Annotated in this window: 28 protein-coding genes; 15 read left to right on the forward strand and 13 right to left on the reverse strand. The window is 49.7% G+C overall.

Annotated features, from left to right (window positions below; translation table 11 throughout):
- Nucleotides 1-211 (forward strand): hypothetical protein (locus AC1TPC_RS15415; protein ID WP_482067710.1); only part of this gene is annotated, 211 nt, incomplete at its 5' end.
- 76 nt (nt 212-287) lie between these two features.
- Nucleotides 288-1,160 carry a serine/threonine protein kinase gene (locus AC1TPC_RS15420; RefSeq protein WP_482067711.1) on the forward strand — a complete coding sequence of 291 codons (873 nt, stop codon included), beginning with the start codon at nt 288-290 and terminating at the stop codon, nt 1,158-1,160.
- Here AC1TPC_RS15420 and AC1TPC_RS15425 read toward each other — a convergent pair whose 3' ends face one another.
- The 3 genes from AC1TPC_RS15425 to AC1TPC_RS15435 all read right to left on the reverse strand — a co-directional run bounded on the left by AC1TPC_RS15425 (nt 1,161) and on the right by AC1TPC_RS15435 (nt 3,260).
- Nucleotides 1,161-1,448, reverse strand: a complete 288-nt coding sequence (locus AC1TPC_RS15425; RefSeq protein WP_482067712.1) for a hypothetical protein — start codon at nt 1,446-1,448, stop codon at nt 1,161-1,163.
- 61 nt (nt 1,449-1,509) lie between these two features.
- Nucleotides 1,510-2,406: a manganese catalase family protein gene (locus AC1TPC_RS15430; protein ID WP_482067713.1), complete on the reverse strand. Its 897-nt coding sequence runs from the start codon at nt 2,404-2,406 to the stop codon at nt 1,510-1,512.
- Between the two features lie 125 nt (nt 2,407-2,531).
- Complete coding sequence (locus tag AC1TPC_RS15435; protein WP_482067714.1) at nt 2,532-3,260, reverse strand: hypothetical protein; 729 nt, start codon at nt 3,258-3,260, stop codon at nt 2,532-2,534.
- 168 nt (nt 3,261-3,428) lie between these two features.
- Here AC1TPC_RS15435 and AC1TPC_RS15440 point away from each other — a divergent pair, with 168 nt between their 5' ends.
- Together AC1TPC_RS15440 and AC1TPC_RS15445 are read left to right on the forward strand one after the other, a co-directional pair.
- On the forward strand, nt 3,429-3,842 hold the full coding sequence (locus tag AC1TPC_RS15440; RefSeq protein ID WP_482067715.1) for a hypothetical protein: 414 nt from the start codon (nt 3,429-3,431) through the stop codon (nt 3,840-3,842).
- Between the two features lie 175 nt (nt 3,843-4,017).
- Complete coding sequence (locus AC1TPC_RS15445) at nt 4,018-4,281, forward strand: hypothetical protein (protein ID WP_482067716.1); 264 nt, start codon at nt 4,018-4,020, stop codon at nt 4,279-4,281.
- A gap of 201 nt (nt 4,282-4,482) precedes the next feature.
- Here the strand turns inward: AC1TPC_RS15445 and AC1TPC_RS15450 are convergent, their stop codons facing one another.
- Together AC1TPC_RS15450 and mscL are read right to left on the reverse strand one after the other, a co-directional pair.
- Complete coding sequence (locus tag AC1TPC_RS15450; protein ID WP_482067717.1) at nt 4,483-5,118, reverse strand: NUDIX hydrolase; 636 nt, start codon at nt 5,116-5,118, stop codon at nt 4,483-4,485.
- Nucleotides 5,111-5,572 carry a large-conductance mechanosensitive channel protein MscL gene (mscL, locus tag AC1TPC_RS15455; RefSeq protein WP_482067718.1) on the reverse strand — a complete coding sequence of 154 codons (462 nt, stop codon included), beginning with the start codon at nt 5,570-5,572 and terminating at the stop codon, nt 5,111-5,113. Before mscL ends, AC1TPC_RS15450 begins: the two co-directional genes overlap by 8 nt.
- A 247-nt stretch (nt 5,573-5,819) precedes the next feature.
- Here mscL and AC1TPC_RS15460 point away from each other — a divergent pair, with 247 nt between their 5' ends.
- The 4 genes from AC1TPC_RS15460 to AC1TPC_RS15475 all read left to right on the forward strand — a co-directional run bounded on the left by AC1TPC_RS15460 (nt 5,820) and on the right by AC1TPC_RS15475 (nt 10,737).
- Nucleotides 5,820-7,577, forward strand: coding sequence for an ATP-binding protein (locus tag AC1TPC_RS15460; protein WP_482067719.1), 1,758 nt, complete (start codon nt 5,820-5,822; stop codon nt 7,575-7,577).
- 67 nt (nt 7,578-7,644) lie between these two features.
- Nucleotides 7,645-8,412, forward strand: a complete 768-nt coding sequence (locus AC1TPC_RS15465) for a sporulation protein (protein ID WP_482067720.1) — start codon at nt 7,645-7,647, stop codon at nt 8,410-8,412.
- 139 nt (nt 8,413-8,551) lie between these two features.
- Nucleotides 8,552-9,676, forward strand: coding sequence for a DNA alkylation repair protein (locus AC1TPC_RS15470; protein WP_482067721.1), 1,125 nt, complete (start codon nt 8,552-8,554; stop codon nt 9,674-9,676).
- Nucleotides 9,673-10,737 carry an FUSC family protein gene (locus AC1TPC_RS15475; RefSeq protein WP_482067722.1) on the forward strand — a complete coding sequence of 355 codons (1,065 nt, stop codon included), beginning with the start codon at nt 9,673-9,675 and terminating at the stop codon, nt 10,735-10,737. The genes AC1TPC_RS15470 and AC1TPC_RS15475 overlap by 4 nt, the downstream gene beginning before the upstream one ends.
- 114 nt (nt 10,738-10,851) lie before the next feature.
- On the opposite strand, the gene AC1TPC_RS15480 is transcribed toward AC1TPC_RS15475, so the two are convergent.
- The 6 genes from AC1TPC_RS15480 to AC1TPC_RS15505 form a co-directional block, all read right to left on the reverse strand.
- A complete protein-coding gene (locus tag AC1TPC_RS15480; protein ID WP_482067723.1) occupies nt 10,852-11,151 on the reverse strand; it encodes a transposase in 300 nt (99 codons plus the stop codon).
- Between the two features lie 25 nt (nt 11,152-11,176).
- Nucleotides 11,177-11,320 carry a hypothetical protein gene (locus AC1TPC_RS15485; RefSeq protein WP_482067724.1) on the reverse strand — a complete coding sequence of 48 codons (144 nt, stop codon included), beginning with the start codon at nt 11,318-11,320 and terminating at the stop codon, nt 11,177-11,179.
- 106 nt (nt 11,321-11,426) lie between these two features.
- Nucleotides 11,427-11,795, reverse strand: a complete 369-nt coding sequence (locus AC1TPC_RS15490; RefSeq protein WP_482067725.1) for a zinc ribbon domain-containing protein — start codon at nt 11,793-11,795, stop codon at nt 11,427-11,429.
- A 1-nt stretch (nt 11,796) separates the two neighbouring features.
- On the reverse strand, nt 11,797-12,405 hold the full coding sequence (locus AC1TPC_RS15495) for a TVP38/TMEM64 family protein (RefSeq protein WP_482067726.1): 609 nt from the start codon (nt 12,403-12,405) through the stop codon (nt 11,797-11,799).
- Nucleotides 12,406-12,420: 15 nt separating this feature from the next.
- Nucleotides 12,421-13,614 carry an MFS transporter gene (locus tag AC1TPC_RS15500; RefSeq protein ID WP_482067727.1) on the reverse strand — a complete coding sequence of 398 codons (1,194 nt, stop codon included), beginning with the start codon at nt 13,612-13,614 and terminating at the stop codon, nt 12,421-12,423.
- A gap of 19 nt (nt 13,615-13,633) precedes the next feature.
- The gene (locus AC1TPC_RS15505; RefSeq protein ID WP_482067728.1) at nt 13,634-14,797 is read right to left on the reverse strand and encodes an MGDG synthase family glycosyltransferase; all 1,164 of its coding nucleotides are present in this window, start codon (nt 14,795-14,797) and stop codon (nt 13,634-13,636) included.
- Nucleotides 14,798-14,930: 133 nt separating this feature from the next.
- Here AC1TPC_RS15505 and AC1TPC_RS15510 point away from each other — a divergent pair, with 133 nt between their 5' ends.
- On the forward strand, nt 14,931-15,908 hold the full coding sequence (locus AC1TPC_RS15510) for an aldo/keto reductase (protein WP_482067729.1): 978 nt from the start codon (nt 14,931-14,933) through the stop codon (nt 15,906-15,908).
- 58 nt (nt 15,909-15,966) lie between these two features.
- Here AC1TPC_RS15510 and ilvA read toward each other — a convergent pair whose 3' ends face one another.
- A complete protein-coding gene (gene ilvA, locus AC1TPC_RS15515) occupies nt 15,967-17,235 on the reverse strand; it encodes a threonine ammonia-lyase IlvA (RefSeq protein ID WP_482067730.1) in 1,269 nt (422 codons plus the stop codon).
- 121 nt (nt 17,236-17,356) lie between these two features.
- On the opposite strand from ilvA, the gene AC1TPC_RS15520 reads away from it, so the two are divergent.
- Nucleotides 17,357-17,947 carry a hypothetical protein gene (locus tag AC1TPC_RS15520; RefSeq protein ID WP_482067731.1) on the forward strand — a complete coding sequence of 197 codons (591 nt, stop codon included), beginning with the start codon at nt 17,357-17,359 and terminating at the stop codon, nt 17,945-17,947.
- A 90-nt stretch (nt 17,948-18,037) separates the two neighbouring features.
- Here AC1TPC_RS15520 and AC1TPC_RS15525 read toward each other — a convergent pair whose 3' ends face one another.
- Nucleotides 18,038-18,907: an exosporium glycoprotein BclB-related protein gene (locus AC1TPC_RS15525; protein ID WP_482067732.1), complete on the reverse strand. Its 870-nt coding sequence runs from the start codon at nt 18,905-18,907 to the stop codon at nt 18,038-18,040.
- Nucleotides 18,908-19,185: 278 nt separating this feature from the next.
- On the opposite strand from AC1TPC_RS15525, the gene AC1TPC_RS15530 reads away from it, so the two are divergent.
- The 5 genes from AC1TPC_RS15530 to AC1TPC_RS15550 all read left to right on the forward strand — a co-directional run bounded on the left by AC1TPC_RS15530 (nt 19,186) and on the right by AC1TPC_RS15550 (nt 21,913).
- The gene (locus tag AC1TPC_RS15530; protein ID WP_482067733.1) at nt 19,186-19,344 is read left to right on the forward strand and encodes a hypothetical protein; all 159 of its coding nucleotides are present in this window, start codon (nt 19,186-19,188) and stop codon (nt 19,342-19,344) included.
- 53 nt (nt 19,345-19,397) lie between these two features.
- Nucleotides 19,398-20,198, forward strand: coding sequence for a hypothetical protein (locus AC1TPC_RS15535; protein WP_482067734.1), 801 nt, complete (start codon nt 19,398-19,400; stop codon nt 20,196-20,198).
- A gap of 31 nt (nt 20,199-20,229) precedes the next feature.
- Complete coding sequence (locus tag AC1TPC_RS15540; RefSeq protein ID WP_482067735.1) at nt 20,230-20,682, forward strand: flavodoxin; 453 nt, start codon at nt 20,230-20,232, stop codon at nt 20,680-20,682.
- 30 nt (nt 20,683-20,712) lie between these two features.
- Nucleotides 20,713-20,991 (forward strand): hypothetical protein, encoded by a 279-nt coding sequence (locus tag AC1TPC_RS15545; RefSeq protein WP_482067736.1) that lies wholly within the window; start codon nt 20,713-20,715, stop codon nt 20,989-20,991.
- Nucleotides 20,992-21,061: 70 nt separating this feature from the next.
- Complete coding sequence (locus tag AC1TPC_RS15550; RefSeq protein WP_482067737.1) at nt 21,062-21,913, forward strand: AraC family transcriptional regulator; 852 nt, start codon at nt 21,062-21,064, stop codon at nt 21,911-21,913.
- Nucleotides 21,914-21,973: the final 60 nt, after the last annotated feature.

The raw sequence follows: 21,973 nt of genomic DNA on the forward strand, positions 1-21,973 counted from the left end.
CTTCATTTGTGCGCCTCTTTTCGTATGTGGGTTTGTCCTTCCCGGAACAATTCACAGTATACTAGAGGCGCATTTTTCATTCAAAGCTCAAATTACTTCATTACAGGAATGGCTCCTTAAACTTAGTGTAATAAAAATGCTTCGAAAGCAAATGCTCACGATTCGTGAAACATTTCCAGCATCAAAAGCGTACGCTGTCTTATGGCAATAGTACGAATATTTATAGTTAAAGTTTCTGCAAGGCCGATAAATGGGCAACAGCAAGTGCTGCTGGGGGTAAATTTGAGATGTGGACTTGGATAGCAAGCAAATGCAAGGCTATGATCAACCATTGGCGGGACTATCCGCTTCCAAGAGGGAAGATTTGGATGGGACGGTACCGCATAGAGCATTTTATCGGCAGGGGCAGCTATGGTCAAGCTTATGCATGCACCGACATGGTCATGGGACATCAGGTCTTACTCAAGCTAAGCATGCCCAGCAAGAAGGAAATAGGCAGATTGCTGCTGGAGCGGGAAAGTATGATTTTGCAGCAACTAGATCATCCTCAAATTCCAAAGTGGTTCTCTTACGAGAAGCAAGGCCGTCATGAAGCGCTTGTCATGGAGTTTGTAGATGGCGATAATTTGGAGCATAAGCTGATGGAGCAGGGCCAAATCTATTCACTGAAGCAGTCGTTAGCCGTTATGAAGGAGCTATTGCTGCCGCTTGGTTATTTGCACTTAGCTGGATACGTGCATCGTGACGTACGCATACCGAATGTGCTGGACAAAGGCGGTCGTTTGTATTTAATTGATTATGGGCTCTCCTGCCGGATCGGTGAGCAGCTGCCGGCAGATCTGCGTACAGCTCTGAAGGAGACGGAGCGATTCAAGAATAATAGGTCTGACAGCAGCTGGTCTGGGGCAAAGCGCCGAATGAGACGGCCTGAACCTGCGAGCGACTTGTACGGATTAGGGCATTTGTTCCTGTTCATGATGTATGCAGGCTACGAATACGACGAAGGGCAGACGGAGCTTAGCTGGGAAGAGGAGCTGGAGCTCCCGCCGATTGTGAGGCAATTCGTTCGCAGACTGCTCGAGCAAAGCGAGCCAGGCTGGCAGTCCGCCGAGCATTGCAAGCAAGAGCTGGAGCTGCTCATCGCTGCTCTGCCGGAATAATCAGCTGAGCGATAGCGTGCGCATGATGTCTTGAAAGCTCTGATTGCTTCCGACATAGTAGATGATCGCAATAAGGGTCAAACGAACCGGATAGAAGCTTCGCCATACCAAACGAGGTATTTTCACTTTGTCTGCGCTGTGCATGAAATCGGGCAAGAAGACGATCATAACGGTGGCAAAGATGCTGAAGGCTTGAATGAACCAATCCTTTATCAGAAAGCTTACCACGTTAAGCAAGAAGTGAAACAATACAACCATAGCACAAAGAATGCGAGAGAATATGAACAAGGAAGACCTCCAAGCCGCTTTGCGCGAATAAGGAGGTCTTCATTGGTTCGTATTGAGCTGACTAAAGGCCTGCGTTCTTCTGAAGCCGCCGTGCAATTTCAATAAAATCCTCTTGTGAGATGCCAGGCGCAAATTCCTCAGGCACCTCGCTCAAATCGGGCATGGGGGCACCTTGCGGAGCGCCTTGAATAACCTCAAGCTGAGCGCCGGTGAGCGGATTTTGGCCGTTCCAAATAAGAACGATATCCTTGTAGTCATTTGGACTGAAGGTATACAGCTTATTGCCAAGCCCCATAGCTTCATATTTCCGCGCCGTCTCAAAGCAATTGTTGCTTAGATCCGGTATAGGAATGAGCTTCTTCACATCAACGCCTGTCGCGATTTCCAGTGCTTTGGCGTAAGCCAGCACATGTACGCCGCCTCTAACCAGCAAGTATCCGATCATCGCACGTGCTGTCGGATGGTCGGTCATCTCATAGACGCGCATCTTATGCGTTCGCGCCCCGCACTCCAAGAAGAAATTATGAAGCAGGTCAAGCACGAGATTCCCGCTGCTGAACACATTATCACCTGTCCAAGCACGGCCCATAGAATCGCCAGGCAAGGAGGTTTGCGCGGTTTGAATGAAGAAGTAGCTGTTGCGCTTGTTGACTCCCTCCCTCAGAGGAGTCGAATTGGGATCGCCAGTACTTGTGGTCCCTGTAAGTACCATGTTAATTGCTGTGGAAACAAGCTCCACATGGCCGAATTCCTCAGCCGTTATGCTTGATACAAGATCATAGAAGGGCTTGAGCTTCTTTTTCTCGCGAAAATTAAAGGATTGATACATGTAGTTGTTCAAGGTTGACATCTCGCCAAACTTTCCGCCAAGCAGCTCCTGCACTGCAGCTGCGGCATTCGCATCCGCATAAGGAGAAGGCGGTAGCTCTACCTGAAGCCTGTTTAATCGTTCAATCATGAGCATGCTCACCTCTTTTCATCGACAATTCCAGTTATTCATATCTATGACAGCTTTCGCGGCCATAGACCGTCGTTGTCAAAAGGGACAGCCTATTGTCGAATGGACAGACTTAATGGATTAGGCTAGAGCAGCGTTATGACGAGCAGCTCGTAGAGAATGAGCGGCAGCACGGCGCTATAGGGATTCATGAATGCGCGTGAATCACGCATCGTACATTGCAAATACAAGACACAGTGATCGATGTGCATAATCGTTCCTTCGTAGACATGGCCATCTACCATTTGGACACAAACGTATTTGTTCATGTGGCCGCCGCACTTGCCCATAACGCGATCGCGTACCTCCATTACCATGGCCGTATGTTTCGGATCAGCTTCATAGAGTACCGGTGCAGTATTCTCCATAGCCATTTGCCCCATCGGCATATTGCTGGCGTTCGGCATGCCGCCCATTTGCCCCATGTTCGGCATATTGCTCATGCTGCCGGGAGCTGCCATGCCGCCCATTTGCCCCATGTTCGGCATATTGCCCATGCTGCCGGGAGCAGCCATGCCGCCCATCAGCCCCATGTTCGGCATATTGCCCATGCTGCCGGGAGCTGCCATGCCGCCCATCAGCCCCATGTTCGGCATATTGCCCATGCTGCCGGGAGCTGCCATGCCGCCCATTTGCCCCATGTTCGGCATATTGCCCATGCTGCCGGGAGCTGCCATGCCGCCCATCTGCCCCATGTTCGGCATATTGCCCATGCTGCCGGGGGCAGCCATACCGCCCATCTGCCCCATGTTCGGCATATTGCCCATATTGCCCATGTTGCCGATACTGCCCATTTTCATCTTTTTTTCTGCCAAGCCAAAGACCTCCATTCGAATGGTATGACATATAGGTATGCAGGAATGAGTCGGGTCATACAACATAATGAATAGTCAGATTTCAACGATTGACGGGTACCACTCGTCCATACCACTCTCTTAAATTTGCATAGAATAGAGTAAGTTCGAGAGGGAGGGGGGATAGAAATGTCCGCCAATTTGAAACTGAAAGTTCGCAATGTGAAAACTTCACGCAAAACAACTAGCCGCGCTCGTATCTCTAATTGCAAATGCAATGACAATCACAAAAGCTGTGGCCGCAAAGAAGACCCAGCAGTCGAAGGTGTGCAGGAAGCAGGAAAAGAATTAAGCGAAATCTTCAAGCAATTGAAAGACGAACGTACTGCGGCAATGCTTGTCAGAGCTATTCGCTGCCGCGACGCAAAAGCTATTCAAAAATTGCTTGATTGCAATTGTCGTGTTGTTAATTTCTTCTGTACGCGCGATAAAGATTGCGTGAGAATTTGCTGCCAATTCGGAAGATACAATGATGTAACCGTTACTTTCGATATTTGCATTAGAAGAGTGCAGGATGAGTGCCGTCGCAACAATTTCTGGTAATCTTGTTTGATGAGAAGGGCTGCCCAAGCATGTGGGCAGTTCTTTTTGTTGATTTGTAGAAATCACGGGGGCTCTGTTAGCCGCATACGCTATAGGAGTGAGAGCTTAGAAAGCTGAACAAGAATGGAGGGGAAAAGGATGCCGCAAATACCTAATTTCCCGCAAGGGCTGCTTGATGAACACAAAGTATGGCATCATACGAATCATCTGGTTCCAGGGACAGTGCCGCCGCCAGGCTATGGAGAGCGCTTCCTGCGATTTCATCGTGACTTCATTAATCGGGTTTACAGATGGCATGACTCTATGGGCTACGACCGAAGCTGGATCGCGGGGTGGAGCCAAATTCCGGAAGGTATTCGGCGTTCTAACTGCTTTGATGCGAGAGCGGAGCAGAGAGTGCAATACAATCTGGAATCGTTCGCGTCAGTCGATCAGTTAGGCAGCTTTATAGAAAGCAATCTGCATGGCTGTTTTCATGAAATGACGGCGCGGCTGTACAATCAGCCGGAGCTGAATGACTTTGATCTTGCGCCGCGCAATACGGAGTTTTATAACATCCATGGATTGATTGATCAGTGGTATACCAATTGGGAGCGAATTTCGGGAGTACGCGGTCAAGCAAGCAAAAGCGCTGCAGGCATTACGTACAGCCATGCAGCGCCCGAAGTACGTTCGCATAAAAAGAATGTTCGCGAGGCACGAATTGATTCGCTTGAACAAAGCGCGAAACGCTCGTTAACTGCCCGCTCTGCTCGCCAAGCTCGACGCCCAGCGCAGACACCTCGGATAAAGAGCCTTCAAACATCGCAATTAGCTCATCAAGGTCAGCCTCGTACACGCCGGCCACTTCTTCTGGCTGCAGCCGCAGCTCAGTTAAAGGCACTTCGCAAACGAGGGCAAAAACGTCGCTGACCTCGCGGTCGATGAAGGGCTTGCCATTAACTTCGCCGTGGGCATCCTCGCGTATTTGTCCGAGCGGGATAAGCTCCTCGAACGGGGCGCTTACGCCAAGCTCTTCCTCCAGCTCGCGCATCGCTTCGCGGATGGTCTCCCCCGCGGCCAAATGGCCGGCTGCCGTAATGTCGTAGCAGCCCGGGTTCGTATCCTTGCTGGCCTGGCGCAGCTGGAACCGCACGAATCGGCGGTTTCCCTCGCGCCGTGTCAGCCAGCAATGAAAGGTCCGATGCCAGTAGCCCTTCGCGTGCGTCTCTGCGCGCGTCGCCGTACCAAGCGGCCGAAGCTGTTCGTCATAGATGTCGAACAGTTCCTCAGCCATGCGCGGCAGCCCCCAGCTGGGACGTGCAGTGCTTGCAGCGCGTAGCCTTGATCGGCACATTGGACAAGCAGTACGGGCATTCCTTCTCGGTTGCTGCTACAGGAGCCTCTTCCTTTTTCTCGGTGCGACGCAAAACATTAATGACTTTGACAAGCAGAAAGATACAGAATGCAACGATTAAAAAGTCCAGCATGACGTTGATGAATTGACCGTAATTAATGTACGGAGCCGTGGCCGGGTTCTCTAGCGCATCTATTTCTGTTTTAGAATAAAGTGGTATCGCTAAATCTTTAAAATCAACTCCACCCAAAATCCTGCCAATTGGCGGCATAATAATATCGTTGACGAGCGAAGTGACGATTTTGCCGAACGCTCCTCCAATAATGACGCCGACAGCTAAGTCGATAACATTGCCTTTCATCGCAAATTCTTTAAATTCCTTGACGATTTTCATACTTTTCCTCCTAAAAATGTTGTGAAGCAAAAACGAGTTGCACAAGCAGAAGACTATTATTTTCATCTGGTATTGCCCTGTTTCTACTACTGTCATTCTAACATAAATGCCGAAGTAGGGAAGATGTGAAACACCCTCTGGAATTATGACAGAAACCTGCGATATTTTGTATAAAAAGAGAGGGTTTTAATGAAAATTGTCGAACTTCATTACTAGTAAGTGAATTTATGGATATTCAAGGAGTCCTATGACCCAGTCTATAATCATTGGAAATCCCTACTATTTAGTTTTGTCTATCATCATTATTTGCTTTGCCGCCTATACGATGCTCAATATGATTGAGCAGCCGCAGCCGCGCGAGCGGGCAAATGGATTCAATTGGATGATAGGCGGAGCCTTCGTATTTGGATTAGGTCTGTGGACGATGCACGTCGTATCGTTGCTTGCTTCAGAATATCGATTGCTTATGGATTGGAGCATGCTGCTTGTCATAATCGTATGCGCCATAATCGTCTATGCTGCACTGTCAGTGTTTAGAAAGCAGGAGCTGAGGCGAGGACGTTATTTTTTTAGTGCTCTATTAATGGCGCTTGGTTCTACGAAGCTCCAATACATGTCCATGCTGTCTGATTCGGTTATTATTTTAAAAATGAATTGGCTGCTCTATTTGCTTTCCTATATTGTTAGTTTTATAGGCGCTTATATAGCCTTTCGCAGTCTGGAATCCAAGAAGAGAATGTATAAGCTCAAAAGCAGCTTGTCGCTTGGATTGTCCAATATGGTCATGCATCAGATTAGCCTGTATGCGCTGCAAATCGAATATAATGATATTTTATCAACGGATTTATTAAACGAGTATTTGCGACTGCTTGCCTTCTTGCTCGGGCTGTCCACTTTAATTATTCTGAGCTTTAGTCTGACGACTTGGCTGAATGCGAGCAAATACAGCCAGATCGATGAACGGTATAAGATGCTAGTCGAGAACTCTATGGATACGATCGCTTTAATTCGTGAATGCAAATGGGAGTTTATGAACCGTGCTGGCCTGCGTTTGTTTGAAATACAGTCGGAGAAGGAAATCATCGGGTCTAGTTTATACCAGCTTCTTGATGAGAAGCATCATAGTGAGATGGCAGCATGGCTAGCTGCGGGACAAGAGGGCGAGGAATCGCCTTATAAGCCGATTGAGCTGCAATGGATGTCGATACAAGGCAAGCCTCTCCACACGGAAATGGTCAGGGCAAGCTCCGCTTTTTCGGAAAAGGAGATTGTGCAGGTCATCATTCGCGATATTTCCGAGCGCAAGAAGAACGAGGAATTGCTTATTAATTCGGAAAAGCTCAATGTTGCAGGTCAATTAGCTGCTGGCATTGCCCATGAGATTCGAAATCCGCTCACCTCGTTAAAGGGCTTTCTGCAGCTCATCTCAACCGGCAGGGGCAATATCAGCAGCTTCTACGACATCATGAAATCTGAGCTTGTACGCATCGAATCCATCGTGAGTGAATTGCTTATGCTCTCCAAGCCGCAAATTTATGATTTTGTGCATAAGGATTCGCGCCAAATTATGTCGGAGACAGTAAACCTGCTGGAAACGCAGGCCATTTTGCACAACGTCACCATTGAATTCCACACTGATTATCGCCCGCTATGGGTATTAGGCGTCGAGAATCAATTGAAGCAAGTGTTAATTAACGTTCTCAAAAATGCAATAGAAGCTATGCCCGGCGGGGGCGTAGTTACGATTAATATGTCCCTTGATGAAGCTCGCGGGGTAATGATACGAATCAAGGATGAAGGACCGGGTATCCCGACTGAGCAGCTGTCCAAGATCGGACAGCCCTTCTATACGACAAAGGAAAAAGGGACGGGACTCGGCTTAATGGTTACATACAAAATCGTAGACAACCATCAGGGCCAAATTACGGCGGAGACCGAGATTGGGGTAGGGACGACCTTTATTATTCAGCTGCCTTACAAGGTACCGCCGGTAATTGAAACCTAATTTTGAAGGTGCCGTAATATGCTTAAGCAGTGACGAATTGACGATATTTTAAGTGGGGGTTGATTAGATGTTTAATCGTTTTTTGGCGAGTATCGGTATTGGCTCAGCGAAGATTGATACAGTATTAGAGAAGGCTCGTTATGCACCCGGTGATGAGGTTCGCGGCATTGTGAAGATTCAAGGCGGCAACGTGGAGCAGCGTATCGAAACGATACAATTGTCTGTCATGACCGAATATATACGCGAGAGCAATGATACAAAAATAACTCAGCACGGTTCGGTAGGCCGCTACCATGTCAGTGCGCCTTTCACGCTGCAAACAGGCGAAAGCCGCGAGGTTCCTTTTTCCTTTCAGCTTCCGCATCAAACCCCGCTTACGATTGGACGCGCACCCGTATGGGTGAAGACGGAGCTGGACGTTCGCGGCGGTGTTGATCCTGGCGACAATGACCGCATCGAGGTCGTTCCTTCCGCTCCAATGAATACGGTGCTGGAGGCGCTGAATCTGCTGGGCTTCCGATTGCGCAAGGCGGAATGCGAGTATTCCTCGCGTCTTGGCGGCAAAATGCCATTTGTCCAAGAGCTTGAGTTCGTACCGACCACGCAGTTCCGCGGGCAGCTGGATGAGCTTGAGGTTATGTTCTATCCGTCAGATCGCGAGCTGGAGCTGGTGCTGCAGATCGATCGGCGTGCGCGCGGCTTATCCAGCTTTTTTGCAGAGGCGATGGATATGGATGAGTCTTTCGTTCGCACTCGCTTTACGAATGAACAGCTGGCAGCAGGATCCAATGCGATCGCCCATCAGCTGTCCGACATTATTTCGCGTTATGCTTAAGAAGGCCAGCGAATAGAAGGCAGCTCGGGAGTGCTCTGCAGGAGCATTTCTGGGCTGTTTTTGTTTGTACATGCAGGTTAAGCAAGCGGTAGTGAACAAATGGTTTTTTTCGGTATAATAGCTGAAGGAGGGATTTACGTTGGCAGAACCGCTTAAAGCAATGTATGACGGCTTATTTCTAGAACAATTTGCAAGCTTGGTGAAAACGGCATGGCGTCCGTTTGACGAGGCTCTATTCGTCGAGCGCGTAAGGGACGGCAACTGGGAGCAGCTTGAGCTCAAGGCGCGATCGCGGAAAATAACAGAAGCGCTGGGTGCCTCATTGCCGCAATCCTATGAAGAGGCGCTCGCTGTTTTATATCAAATAGATGAAAAATGTACGGGGCTGCCGTATTTGTTTTTTCCGGATTTCGTGGAAGTATTCGGAATGAAACCGCAGCACTGGGAGCTATCGCTAGCTGCGCTGAAACGTTTTACAGCGCGTTCAACCTCAGAATTCGCCATACGAGCTTTTATTCTGAGCGATCCAAAGCGTTTGGCTCGGGAAATGCTCGAATGGGCAGACCATCCGAATGAGCATGTTAGACGGCTTGCGAGTGAAGGCATTAGACCGCGACTGCCATGGGCGCAGGCGCTGCCGCTCTTTAAGCGCGATCCATCGCCGATTATTCCTATTTTGGACAAGCTAAAGCGCGATCCTTCTCTCTACGTACGCAAGAGCGTGGCGAACAATTTGAATGATATCGCGAAGGATCATCCGGAGCTTGTTACCCAGCTTGCTGCAGCTTGGAGCGGCGAGGATGTGAGGACGGATTGGATTATCCGGCATGGCTGCCGCACGCTCATTAAGCAATCCAATCCGCAGATTATGGCCTTGTTCGGTTATGCCAAAAATGAGACGGAGGAAGATGCGCTCCCGCTCGTAACCGCAGCCGCATTAGAGGTAGAACCCGGTTCGGTTGCGATCGGAGGCGAGGTTTCTTTACGTTATCGTGTGCAGCTGCGGGAAGGCGAGCCTGCAAAGCTTCGAATCGAATATGGCATTGACTTCGTGAAGTCTGGCGGAAAAACTTCGTTGAAGCGGTTTTTGCTCTCGGATCGCGAGTACGCTGGAGGCGCTTCCGCATCGGGTACAAGAGTACATCGCTTTGCGGACCTATCGACGCGCAAGCATTATAGCGGGCTTCACCGCTTCACGTTATGGGTAAATGGGAAAGAGGCGGCCGATTCCGAGCTGCTTGTGATGGAGGCTGAAGCAACATGACGATTGGTGCCAGAGTATTGAAAACGGGGATGGCTGTCGCGTTAGCGATCTACTTAAGCAGCTTGTTTGGCTTCGCATCCCCGCTCATTGCTGCCGTTGCAGCTATTTTTACGATTCAGCCATCGATTTATAGGTCATGGCAGCGCGTTGCGGATCAGGTGCAAACGAATCTCCTTGGTGCCTTCATTGCTATCATAGCCGTTCGGTTTTTCGGACATACGCCAATTGCGGCGGGCCTTGTCTGTATTCTAGTCATTCTGATCAGCATTCGCTTGAAGATGGAAAGCACAATTAGCCTGACGCTTGTGACGGTCGTCGCGATCATGGAAGCGAATGGACAGGGCTGGGATGTAGCGATTGGGCGGATATTGATGGTTCTTACCGGTATCGGAGCGTCATTCTTTGTCAACGTGCTCGTATTCCCGCCGCGCCCTAGGAAGCAGTTCACCGAGCAGGTGCACCAGGCCTACTCACAGCTCTCTTTGCTCCTGCGAACGGCTATTTCCAATGAGATGAAGGAGCAGGTATTCCGTCAGGAGAAGGATAAGCTTCACGTGACGCTGAGGAAGCTGGAGGAGCGCCATGCCGTATTCGAAGAGGAGCGCAATGTGCTTGCAAGGGCGAGGACAAGTCATGCCAGGCAGCTGCTTGTGTCCAAGCAAATGATCAAGACGCTGCAAAAAGGGGCCGATCTTCTTGATGTCGTGGAGGAGCATTATTTTGCTTCGCCAAGCGCGGGAGAGTGGGCGCTGCGCTTCGATCGGCAAATTGAGGAATTATCAAAGTATCACGAGCAAATTTTGCTCAAGGCAGAGGATAAAATGAAGCCGAATGCGCAAATCGAGCCGGAGGAAGAGCGTGAAGCGCGGTTCGTAAATGATTTAACGGCATACATCATGGATGATCTGGATGAGCATAAGCGCCTCGTCTTTGTCGCTTCTGGGCTATTCGAATATGCGTACCATCTGCGTCGATTAGAGAAGCTTCTCGATCAGGTGCAGCAGCGCGAGGAGAAACCGAAGCGCGGCGCTGATGAATCGGAGGCTGCTGAGAAGCAATGAGGCTTCGCATGACCGTCACAGCTATAGAACGATAACATAACAGCAGGCCGGAGCGTCGCTATTGGGAGCTCCAGCCTGCTGTTTTGTTTGCTATTAAGGAATCAAGCAAAATATTTATTGATCGTCGTCCGTTTTGTTGCTGCCCTCGTGACGGCGAGGATGCTGCATATGCGCTTCTGGATTATCGTCATCATCATGCGGCACCAATCGTGGGTCGGTGTGCCCTTGATGATGGTTATTGAAGAAGAGCTCGACCAACTGCCATTCTGTCGTTCCAAGCATAGGGTCTGCCGGGAATACGTCCCCGCGTTCGAGCTGTTCCTCGCGGCCCCATTCGTTTCGGTAGGTGCCCTTGACTTCAACCGGTTCGCCTGACATGGGATTCATCTCATGATGGTTATCTGGATTGCTCATATGGTGTCAACCAACCTTCCTATGCTTATAATCCGTGCTTCGGCACCGCTGCGCGATCGGCATTTGACTGCTGCTCGCTGGCTGATTCTTTGCTGGCTTGATTGCGGTCGGCTTTTGATTGCGCTTTGCTTGCCGCTTTCTGCTGATCGGATGGCTGTTCTCCTGACATGTGGTTACCCTCCTGAGGAATCATCGTTGTCTTCACAAGAAGATCCTCAACAGTGTGCCACAAATGGAGGGAAAGTATGAGTCCAGTTAACGAAAATGAGGGAGGGCTATAATAGTTGAAGTCCGCAGGAGGGACAAATGGAATCACGCTCCGTGACTGTTTCGCTGCAAGCTGGACAAGGCTCGGAGAAAGCGGCTGCTGCTGCATTTCTTTCGGATGTGGGGCTATCCTTGGCGGAATGGTCGTCTAGGTGTGGACGCAGATGGGCAGGAGTGCCGAAGATGGTCTCGACCATTTCCTTGAGCTCCTTGTACCGGTCAGAATCGTCAGAGGCGATTCTAATGAACATGAACATGCCGGCCAGCAGTGCGCCAGCAACAATAAGCACAATAGCGGTTGCCAAAGCGTCAAACCAATTAAAGAAGAGCGGCGCTGCAAGCGCCGCCCGTCCGATCAATATGCTCCAAGCGATCACCTCACCCATTCACCTGATAACGCGACTCGAGGCGCTTGCCTCCGAACCACATGACCAGCACGGCTGTAATCGAGACAAAAATACGCCAAGGCTCATCGACCAGATTGCCGATATCGAAGCTGATCAGCGAGATGCAAAATATCATAACGGCCTTCCCAAGCAAAGTGGCAAGCAGAAAGGTGTGAAAAGGAACTTTGCTTAGGCCGGAGACAACTGTAATGACGACGGAGGGGGTGAATGGGAAGCAAGCGAGCAGAAACAGCGGCGTGAAGCCTCTGCGCTCGACCCAATTGAAAAAACGTTCCGACTTCGGAAAACGTTTCTCAAGCCTGCCCTTGACGTTGCGGCCAAGCGTACGGCTAATCCAAAATACGGTTACAGCGCCAGCGGTTACGCCTATCCATGAGAATAGAAACCCAAAGCCAAGGCCGTATATGTTGGCATTAGCAGCGATGATAAGAATTAACGGAAGGAAAGGGAGGAATGATTCAATCAAGGGAAGCAAAATGCCGGGCAAAGGGCCCCACTGTGAATAGCTTTGCAGCGTCCATTGAATAGAATCGAGATCCAAATGCTTTATGTATTCCAGCCAATTGCGCCAATCATCCATAGATTTAACCCCGATCTACTTATTTGTAGCTTTTTCATTTGTAGCAAACGACTCAAAAGGGAACCATAAATAAAATAATCCGATCGCACCAAAAAGAACAGCGCTTATCCAAAAGACAGCAATCTCTCCGTTCCAAGCGGCGATCATGCCGCCTACAATTGGACCAATCATGACGCCGACGCCCTCGACGGTAGACAAAATGCCCCAGCCAAGCCCTTCCTGCTTAGGAGGAACATAGGTGGCCAGAAGTGCATTCCAAGCGGGCAAAATAGCGGAATAAGACAAACCTAAAGCAATTGCTATAAGTAAACAATACCAGAACGTCAAGCCGGAGGCCAGCATGTATAGGCTGATAGCAAATATGCAGAAGCCGATAACGAGAAACCATTTTTTGCCGCCAATTACATCGGAAAGCTTGCCCATTGGGATAAGTCCGGCTGCAGCGCAAATCCCGCCTACCGTAAGGAGTATCGAGTACTGCGTTCCAGTGAGTCCAAGCTCCCGATCAGCAAAGCTCGGCAATATGGGAACGAGCATGCTGGCACCCGTCGTTTGCAAAATCATGCCTGGAAGCAGCAGCCTCATTTTGCTTAGCCTGCCTTTCAGAATGTTGAGCTGCTTGCGGAGCGGCATTCGGATTGGCGTATCAGCCCTCTCTTTGCTCATGAAGATCGTTAGGAGGCATGCAGCGACGGACATGCTGACAAGCAGCTTGTACGTAAACGATACGCTGAAGTCGAGCAGAATATTACATACAATCGGCCCGCTCCCAAGTCCTATCATCCATATCGTATAAAGGACTCCCATTTGGGTAGCGCGCTGCTGCTTGGTTACCTTCGTTAGGCAAACGATCCAAATCGGCGACATGCCGATGCCATATAAGGCTGCTGTTCCGATGAACATCCATGGAATCTCAGCAAATTGGAGCAAATAAACGCCGATAAGGGATATAACGAGCCCCGCTTGCACGACGATGCGAATCGAGAAGCGATCGAGCAAATAGCCGATGGCCATCTTAAGCAGCGTATCGGTAACATAGTGTGCAGATATGGCAGCTCCGATTATATCGGGTGAAAGCCCTAATGTTTTGGCGCCATAAATAGGCAATAAGCTAACGAGCACAGCGCCTCTTACAAACTCTACAATGAACAAAATAACGGAGATGAGTCGCATCTCCGCTCCAAACCAACTTTTCTGATTTGTACGCAAGGACAAGCTCCTTATCCATTTATAAAGTCGCTGTTCTCTCCATTATACGCAAATTGGATAGCATATCCAAAACAATGCTGTCGGCTGCGGCTTGCGAGGCTTGAAGCTGCTTGGTGGACAGCTTGCTATTTGTAAGACGTAACGGATCATGCACAAGTTTCAAAATTTGTTCCGTCAGCTCATTCGCTTCACTCGCTAAAATAGCCGCGCCTTTGGATTTGAGATACAGCGCGTTTTGTTTTTCTTGACCCGGGACTGGTCGGTAGATGAAAATCGGGAGTCCTGCAGCGATAGCTTCTGAGAGCGTAACGCCGCCTGGCTTCGTTATGAGGCAATCCGAAAGTGCCATCAGCTCATGGATAGGATCAATGAAGCCGTAAACATGAAGGCGCGAGGATCCGCTATGAGCCTGGAATTGCTTTTCAATCGTTTCTTTCAAGAGGTGATTGCGTCCGCACACAAGAGCGACCTGCACGTGATCGTCTTCCAGCAATCCGCTGCAAATTTGGGATACGTCAGGCATTACGCCTTGCGCGCCAGCCATGATGAGAATGACAGGTTTATTGGGATTCAAATTATAGCGCTCGTAGAGCTCGATCGATGCTGTTGTTGCGCGGAAGCCGCGCTTAAGGGGGATGCCGCTCACTTGAATGGAGCTGCTTGGAATGCCGAGATGCGTAAGCTCATGCTTCAAATCCTCCGTTGCAACGTAGTAGCGCTCAATGCTCGGATGTACCCAGCGTCCATGCAGATCGAAGTCGGTGATAACGGCATAGGAGGGCGGGTGATAATCCTTGCGCCGCTTCATCTCCGGCAGGGCGAAGCTTGGAAAGGTGTGCATGACGATATCCGGCTGCTCCACCCTGAGGATGCGACGGATCTTGTCTCTTCCGAAGGAGTGAAGCAAGCCGCCGAATAACGAGTCATGCTTCATCAGTCTTGTAAAGTCATACATCCAGCCGTAGAGTGAGGGCATATGCGTATAGCTCTTTAGGTAAAATTTACGTGTTACCTCGTTCAGCCATGGATGCGACTCTGCCATTAAATCAACCATTACGGTACGATAATTTCCTTGTTCCTCAAGCGCGCTCTTAATCGCGTGAGCAACCTGCAAATGACCTTCCCCATAAGATGCGTACAAAATTAGCAATTTTGGCTGTGGATTATTATTGAACACTATCATGTGTACACCTCCTTCCGTTAGTTTAGCGGACGATTGTAAAGCGAATATGAACGCAGTTTGGTTACTTTGTGTTATTTTTGTATAATGAATACGTAATCCATCCTATTTCAAAATTGAAGGAGCGATGATTAGCGTGCAATACACAAAACTAGGCAGATCTGGGCTTCGAGTCAGTCGATTATGTCTGGGTACGATGAATTTTGGCGTGGATACCGATGGGAAGGAATCATTTCGTATTTTAGATGCTGCTTTGGATGCAGGCATTAATTTTATAGATACCGCGAACATTTACGGCTGGGGCGAAAATGCAGGCCGGACCGAAGAAATCATCGGCAAATGGTTTCAACAAGGCGACGGCCGCCGCGAGCGTACCGTACTAGCTACTAAAGTGTATGGAGACATGAATGATGCCCATGACGGGCCTAACCGTGAGGCAGGCTTATCCGCCTATAAAATCCGCAGACATTTGGAAGGCTCGCTCAAACGGCTTCAAACGGATCATATTGAGCTATACCAAATGCATCACGTGGATCGAAGCGTGAACTGGAGCGAGCTGTGGGGAGCATTCGAGACAGCCGTATCGCAAGGCAAAGTCGGCTACATAGGCTCAAGCAACTTTGCGGGCTGGGATATCGCGGTTGCGCAGGGCGAAGCGAAGGCAAGAGGCTCGATTGGGCTAGTGTCCGAGCAGCATAAATACAATCTGCTATGCCGTCTGCCGGAGCTTGAAGTGCTGCCAGCCTCGAAGGAATTAGGTCTCGGCGTTATTCCGTGGAGTCCGCTTGATGGCGGATTGCTTGCGGGCAACCACCGCCGGAAGGACGGAGGCCGCCGAAGCGGAGATGCCAAGCGGCTCGAGCAGCACCGTGAACAGCTGGATGCTTATGCTGCGTTCTGCGACGAGGTTGGCGAGCCGGAGGATCTTGTATCGCTTGCTTGGCTGCTCGCAAATCCGGCCGTTACGGCTCCGATCATCGGAGTCCGCACCTTGGATCAGTTCGAGCGCTCGCTTCGCGCAGTCGAGATCTCCTTGGATGAATCGGCGCTGAAGCGCATCGATGAAATATTCCCTGGCCCTGGCGGGGATGCACCTCGCGCATACGCCTGGTAAAAGAAAAATCGCCCCGTTTCCTGAACTGGAAACGGGGCGAATGCTATTTTGGATATAATCAAATCAATAAGTTGAATAAGACAGGGTCCTTGTTAAGCTCTAGAAATTGAAAGCCCTTCTTCGTCATGCGCTCGACGAGCGGATCATAGTCTTCCCGGTGCGTGAGCTCAATGCCGACGAGTGCGGGGCCATTATCCTTGTTCGATTTTTTCGTATATTCAAAGCGCGTTATATCATCATTTGGCCCAAGCACCTGGTCGAGAAATTCCCGAAGCGCGCCGGCGCGTTGAGGGAAGCTGACCATAAAGTAATGCTTATAGCCCTCGTAAATGAGGGACCGCTCCTTGATTTCCTGCATGCGGTCAACATCGTTGTTGCCGCCGCTCACGATGCAGACGACCGTCTTGCCTTGGATCTGCTCGCGGTAGGCTTCAAGCGCCGCAATGGGCAGCGCGCCTGCCGGCTCGGCGACAATCGCATTCTCGTTGTACAAATCAAGCATAGTTGTACATACTTTTCCTTCAGGTACGGCGACCACATCGTCCAGCAGGTCTTTGCAAAGCTCAAACGTCATATCGCCGATACGCTTGACGGCTGCGCCGTCCACGAACTTGTCGATTTGATCAAGAGGCATGACTTGGCCTGCATCAAGGGATGCTCGTAATGATTGTGCTCCTTCCGGTTCAACACCGATGACCTTGGTTGCAGGAGAGACGATTTTGACATAGGAGGAGACTCCGGCTGCAAGTCCGCCGCCGCCGACGGTTACGAACACGAAGTCGGGTACGGATTCAGCCGCTTCCATTACTTCTTGGCCGACCGTTCCATTTCCAGCGATGATTTTTGGATCGTCGAAGGGGTGAATGAAGGCCATTCCGCTGCGGTTGCTCTCGGCAACGGCCTCGTCATAGGCATCATCGAAGGTGTCGCCTGTCAGGATGACCTCCACGTATGATCCGCCAAAGAAGTTTACCTGCGTTACCTTTTGACGTGGAGTCGTGCTTGGCATATATATTTTGCCTGGGATTCCGAGCGTTTGGCAGGAGTAGGCTACCCCTTGCGCATGGTTGCCGGCGCTCGCACAGACAACGCCTCTCGACAAAGTCTCTGGCGAAAGAGAGCGCATGAGATGGAATGCGCCGCGTATTTTGAAGGAGCGAACGATTTGCAGATCCTCTCGTTTCAGCAGTACATTGCAGTCGTATCGCTCGGACAGCACACGGTTATGTTGGAGCGGTGTACGCGTAATGACATCCTTTAAATGCATTTGCGCTTGAACGATTTCTTCAAGCCCAATGCGGTGTAATGGAACGTTGTTCGTGTTCACAGGTGACCATCCTCTCAGTTTTCGGAAGCAGCAGCATAGATTATTTGATCTATTATAGCACTATCAATGCATGTTGACGTATGGGAATATCGTTTATTTCGAAATGGAGGAGGGGACCGAATTGGGGAAAATGCTGAAACGATTTGTGACGGCTATCATAATTATTATATTGCTGCTAGGCGGCGCGCTGTGGTGCCTGCTTTCCTATATAGCGCCGGACGAGAAGTTGGACATGAGCTACGCGCCTATCGATGTGAAAGAGAAGGCGCTGGCTATGGTCCGCAAATTAAAGCCGGAGCTCGTCCTCACGGAAGAGGATATCAACCATTTGATAAAAATGAATATGAAAAGCAAGTATGCGGCCGAGGGAGCAGGCGGGTCTTACTTGGAGCTTGCAAAGGATATTCGTCTGGATGGCGCCGTATTCGAGCTGGAGGAGGATAAGCTTATCGCTCGCATGAATGTAACCTATAAGGACCGTATTCCAGCTGAGCTTCATGCGGTATATTCGCTAGAGTGGCAGTCGCCGAGCATTACGCTTAGACCTCAGTCGCTATCTATAAAGGAAATGGCTTTGCCGATCTCTATGCTGGAGACGATCATCATACCGCTGGATTTGCCTGCTCAGGACATCGTAACGGTAAAAGACGTTCAGTTTGAGAACGATCGGATTAATATACAGTTCAAGGTGAGTTTGCAATTACGGTTATGACAGAGACTTATCATTTGAAAGAGCCAAAAAACCGTCCTTGTGAAGGGACGGTTTTTTGGTTATTAAATCTTACTATCTATGACTCGTTTATTAGATGATAGATAAGCCTGCGCTAGCATAACCTACTACGGCAGCAGCAAGGGCAAGATCGGCTGTATCGGCGGAATATACCAAGAGGAGACGGGTTCCCGTGGTTACTGGGATAGCTAAAGGAGTAGTACCGGTTCTTGTCTCACCTAGAGCAAGGAGGCCTGTAATCGGTGCAAATGTTACAGCGGCGCCAGCTACTGGGCTGAAGGTATTGCTGCCCAATGGAGCGCTGTACAATTGTGCCGTAAGGGTAACCGTTGAAGTAAGCAAGTTAACCGTTGCTGTGTTGCTGAAGAAGGCGGAAAGCGAATCTATCAGTCCATCGCGAGGAACGGAGAAGGCAAAGTCAAGCACCGGTCCAAGCGCAGTGCCTGAAAGGTCGATGGAAGTACCTGTCAGTGCAACGCCAGGAAGAGAGGAACCGAAGCCGACTAGACTTACTGTACCGACTAAACCGCCTACTAGAGTAGTTGCGGTAATAGGTGCTCCTGATGCAAAAGGAATGATTGCTCCACCGGAAGCAGGACCAGTTGCGCCAGTTGCGCCAGTAGCCCCGGCAGGGCCTACTGCTCCAACAGCACCAGCGGCACCAACAGCTCCGGCAGCTCCAGCAGGGCCGACCGGACCAGCAGGACCAGCAGGACCAGTTCCTCCTACTGTGTATGGACCCGCAGGGCCGACCGGACCTTGAGGTCCTCTGCGTCCTGAGCTTCCTCTACGACCATTTTCACCTCTCGGAGCTTTTACGATAAGCTCCTTTTTGACGATGATAACTTTATCCCCATCTTTCTTTCCTTTTGGACTGCAGCATGAAACAGGTTTTTTGACGCAACGTTTCTTGTGATTGTTTGAATAATTCAGCGAAAGCACCTCCTTGGTATTTGCCTTATTCTACGTTTGTACTCTATCTATTGATTGGGTATGTATCCGTTATAGTCATAGACCTTCATCTATATTTGCTTAAATGTACGTTTGTAGGGAAGCTATTTGTCTTTAGGATAAGGATCACGCCAATCAGAGAATGACATAACGAGAGGCTGTTATAAATGATTTGACATCAAAGTTGAGAATGGTTATCATAATTACGAAAGTGATAATCATTATCACTTAAAAGAATGCATATTCACATATAGCGGGAGGCAGAGCATGTGGGCTTGCTTTATGAGATGGTTCTAAAAAAACGCAAATCAGCGTTCCTGCTGCAAAAGGAAAACAATTGGAAGCAGCGGATCAAGGGATCTGCGCATCAAAAACGGTTCCAAACGGTTCAATTGCCGGAGCACAGGAGCAAAAATATAAAACAATAATGCTGCATTTCGCTATACGATTAAGCGATATTTTTTCGGAGGGAGCAAGAGTTATGCAGACTGAAACAAGCAAGCCTTGGAATTGGATGCTCTTTCCCTTCTCATCGGTAAAGGCAGGACCCGACTGCTTGATCGCGGCTTCAGTCGGCCACGGAATATATCAAATCGATGCACAGAGCAACTGGAAGAAGCTCGATCATGGGCTGGAAGAGGTAGCTAACGTAAACCGGCTGCAGCTTCAGCATGAGCTGCTGCACGCCTGCACGAGCAGCGGCTTATATGAATGGAATGGAGATGCGTGGGAGAATGACGGCTTGACGATTCCATGCTATCAATATCGCAAAATTGGCGGAAGCAGCTACGCTGCCACGGAATACGGGCTCTGGTCCAAGGCAAGCTCCAGATGGGAGCAAATTGCTTGCAACGACAAGCGAGTGTATGATTTTATTAATCTGCCTCAATATCTAATCATTGCGCATGATAGCGGAGTCTCGCGTTATGATCGCTTTATGGATGATTGGGCGCATTTTGAGCTGGAAACAAGCGTCACGAGCTTAGCGGTGTTCAAAGGCCATTTGATCGGTGCGAGCGAGCAAGGAGAGCTCCTTGTCGGAGACAAGAAAGGCAGGTTTGACCGGGTGCGCTTCGGCAAGCCGTTTATTTTTTCCGTGCTGGCCAAGGGGAATGACATCTATGTATGCACAGATCGCGGACTATTCCAGCTTGCTTATCTATGCAATCAAGTCACGCTGCTGTCCGTTAAACTGGGCTGCCCGGTAACCGATATCGACATGCAGGGCGGCAATCTATACATGGCTACGCTTTTTCAAGGCATTCAGACGGTAAGTGTATAAGACTAAGAAAAAGGAAGCGGAGGAATTGCAGATGCCAAAAGTACTTGTCGTATATGCGAGCATGACAGGGAATACGGAAGAAATGGCTGCGGCTATTGCAGAGGGAGCAAAGGAAGCGGGCGCGGAGGTTGTGTCTAAGGAAGCATTCGATGCGAGCGCTGAGGAGCTTAGCGATTATGACGGCATCATCATTGGTGCGTATACATGGGGTGACGGCGAGCTGCCGGACGAGTTTCTTGATTTCTATGAGGCGATGGATTCCCTGGATTTAAGCGGCAAGAAAGCGGCTGTATTTGGATCTGGCGACACATCTTACCCCATCTATTGCGCTGCTGTGGATATTATTGAAGCGAAGCTGAAGGAGCTTGGCGCGGAGATCGCCGGCGAGTGCATTAAATTTGAATACAATCCATCGGAAGAAGAGAAGGAACAGGGCAGAAGCTTAGGTCGTCAAATAGCCGGCCTTGCAGCGGTTGCCGGATAATTCAGCGAGAAGGGCGGCTCATGTCCGAGTATGCCGAATATATTTTATGAGCAACTGACAGCCTATGTGGATGAGCTTGATATGGAGCTATCGCAAATTTTTCATTTGGTTTCCGTCGACAAAGAAGGCGCCGCTGACGATTACATTGTGCAGAAGCCTGTCATTGATACCGATCAGGATACCCTCGATTTGTTATTTCATATGACGTCGGTATTTTGCATGAGCGCCTTTGAGAAGCTTCCGTGCGAAAATGAGGGGGCTTTGTTTTGTTGTAGACAAATGAAACGGTTTTCAAGTAAGATGGGCTGAAGTCGATTTTTGCATATTTACACATGGGAGCTGTTTTGCAGCGCAAAACATTATAAGGAGAGAGATTAGGTTGTCAGAGGAGTTATTGCTTACATTTCGATCACCGCCTTTGCCGTTTTTCATAGAATCAAACCGAATAACCTATCGCGCTGGCGAGGAGCATCCTAATCGGACTAATCTAGGCGTGTTTGATTTATTGTTTGTCAATGAGGGAGCGCTGCATGTAGCAGAGGATAATCACCGCTGGACGCTTGAGCCTGGCGATGTGCTCATTCTAAGGCCGGACCGCTGGCACTATTCCACTCGTCCGTGCGATGAGGAAACCGTGTTTGATTGGATTCATTTTCAGACGGTGGGCGCTTGGGAGGAAACGGAAGGCAACCAAAGCGGCTCGCTGAGAGGCGACTACTATACATACGCGATTCGGCTGCCGAAAAAAATGAAGCTTACCTATCCAGATGAAGCGAGAATTATTTTCTCGCAGCTGCATGAAGCAGCAAAGAGCTCGTCGCATGGCGCGTTCTGGGATCGTCAGCAGCGGTTTTTGCATTTGCTGCAAATGCTGGATGAGGGCTGGCGCTCGGATGCGGCTAAGGCAGCGGTCTCGGTTGCGGAACGGGCGGCTGCTTATTTGAAGCTGAATTACCGCAGCCCAATCAGCAACACGATGCTTAGCGATGTGCTGCAGCTGCATACCAACTATATTACGCGCTGCATGACTGAGGTATTTGATTGCACGCCGCAGCAATATTTGCTGTATTACAGACTCGATCAGGCTAAACTGCTGCTTATTAAGACGGATTGGACGATTGCGCGGGTAGCAGAGGAAACCGGCTTCCGGCAAACGCCGCATTTCTCTAGGCTGTTCGCATCGCACACAGGCATGCCGCCGCTAAAATTCCGAAAACGTTTTACAATGTAGGTCCGTTTAATTGAAGGTGAAGGCGATATCACTGCTGGTGAGAATGCTCGCGGGCAGTGG

Source organism: Paenibacillus sp. Y280, assembly GCF_056786335.1.

Bases quoted from the DNA above. Each gene is read 5' to 3' on its own strand.
- AC1TPC_RS15420 (WP_482067711.1), top strand. From the start codon at position 288: ATGTGGACTTGGATAGCAAGCAAATGCAAGGCTATGATCAACCATTGG.
- AC1TPC_RS15430 (WP_482067713.1), bottom strand. From the start codon at position 2,406: ATGATTGAACGATTAAACAGGCTTCAGGTAGAGCTACCGCCTTCTCCT.
- AC1TPC_RS15440 (WP_482067715.1), top strand. From the start codon at position 3,429: ATGTCCGCCAATTTGAAACTGAAAGTTCGCAATGTGAAAACTTCACGC.
- AC1TPC_RS15445 (WP_482067716.1), top strand. From the start codon at position 4,018: ATGAACACAAAGTATGGCATCATACGAATCATCTGGTTCCAGGGACAG.
- AC1TPC_RS15450 (WP_482067717.1), bottom strand. From the start codon at position 5,118: ATGGCTGAGGAACTGTTCGACATCTATGACGAACAGCTTCGGCCGCTT.
- mscL (WP_482067718.1), bottom strand. From the start codon at position 5,572: ATGAAAATCGTCAAGGAATTTAAAGAATTTGCGATGAAAGGCAATGTT.
- AC1TPC_RS15460 (WP_482067719.1), top strand. From the start codon at position 5,820: ATGACCCAGTCTATAATCATTGGAAATCCCTACTATTTAGTTTTGTCT.
- AC1TPC_RS15465 (WP_482067720.1), top strand. From the start codon at position 7,645: ATGTTTAATCGTTTTTTGGCGAGTATCGGTATTGGCTCAGCGAAGATT.
- AC1TPC_RS15475 (WP_482067722.1), top strand. From the start codon at position 9,673: ATGACGATTGGTGCCAGAGTATTGAAAACGGGGATGGCTGTCGCGTTA.
- AC1TPC_RS15480 (WP_482067723.1), bottom strand. From the start codon at position 11,151: ATGAGCAATCCAGATAACCATCATGAGATGAATCCCATGTCAGGCGAA.
- AC1TPC_RS15485 (WP_482067724.1), bottom strand. From the start codon at position 11,320: ATGTCAGGAGAACAGCCATCCGATCAGCAGAAAGCGGCAAGCAAAGCG.
- AC1TPC_RS15495 (WP_482067726.1), bottom strand. From the start codon at position 12,405: ATGGATGATTGGCGCAATTGGCTGGAATACATAAAGCATTTGGATCTC.
- AC1TPC_RS15505 (WP_482067728.1), bottom strand. From the start codon at position 14,797: ATGATAGTGTTCAATAATAATCCACAGCCAAAATTGCTAATTTTGTAC.
- AC1TPC_RS15535 (WP_482067734.1), top strand. From the start codon at position 19,398: ATGCAGACTGAAACAAGCAAGCCTTGGAATTGGATGCTCTTTCCCTTC.
- AC1TPC_RS15540 (WP_482067735.1), top strand. From the start codon at position 20,230: ATGCCAAAAGTACTTGTCGTATATGCGAGCATGACAGGGAATACGGAA.
- AC1TPC_RS15545 (WP_482067736.1), top strand. From the start codon at position 20,713: ATGCCGAATATATTTTATGAGCAACTGACAGCCTATGTGGATGAGCTT.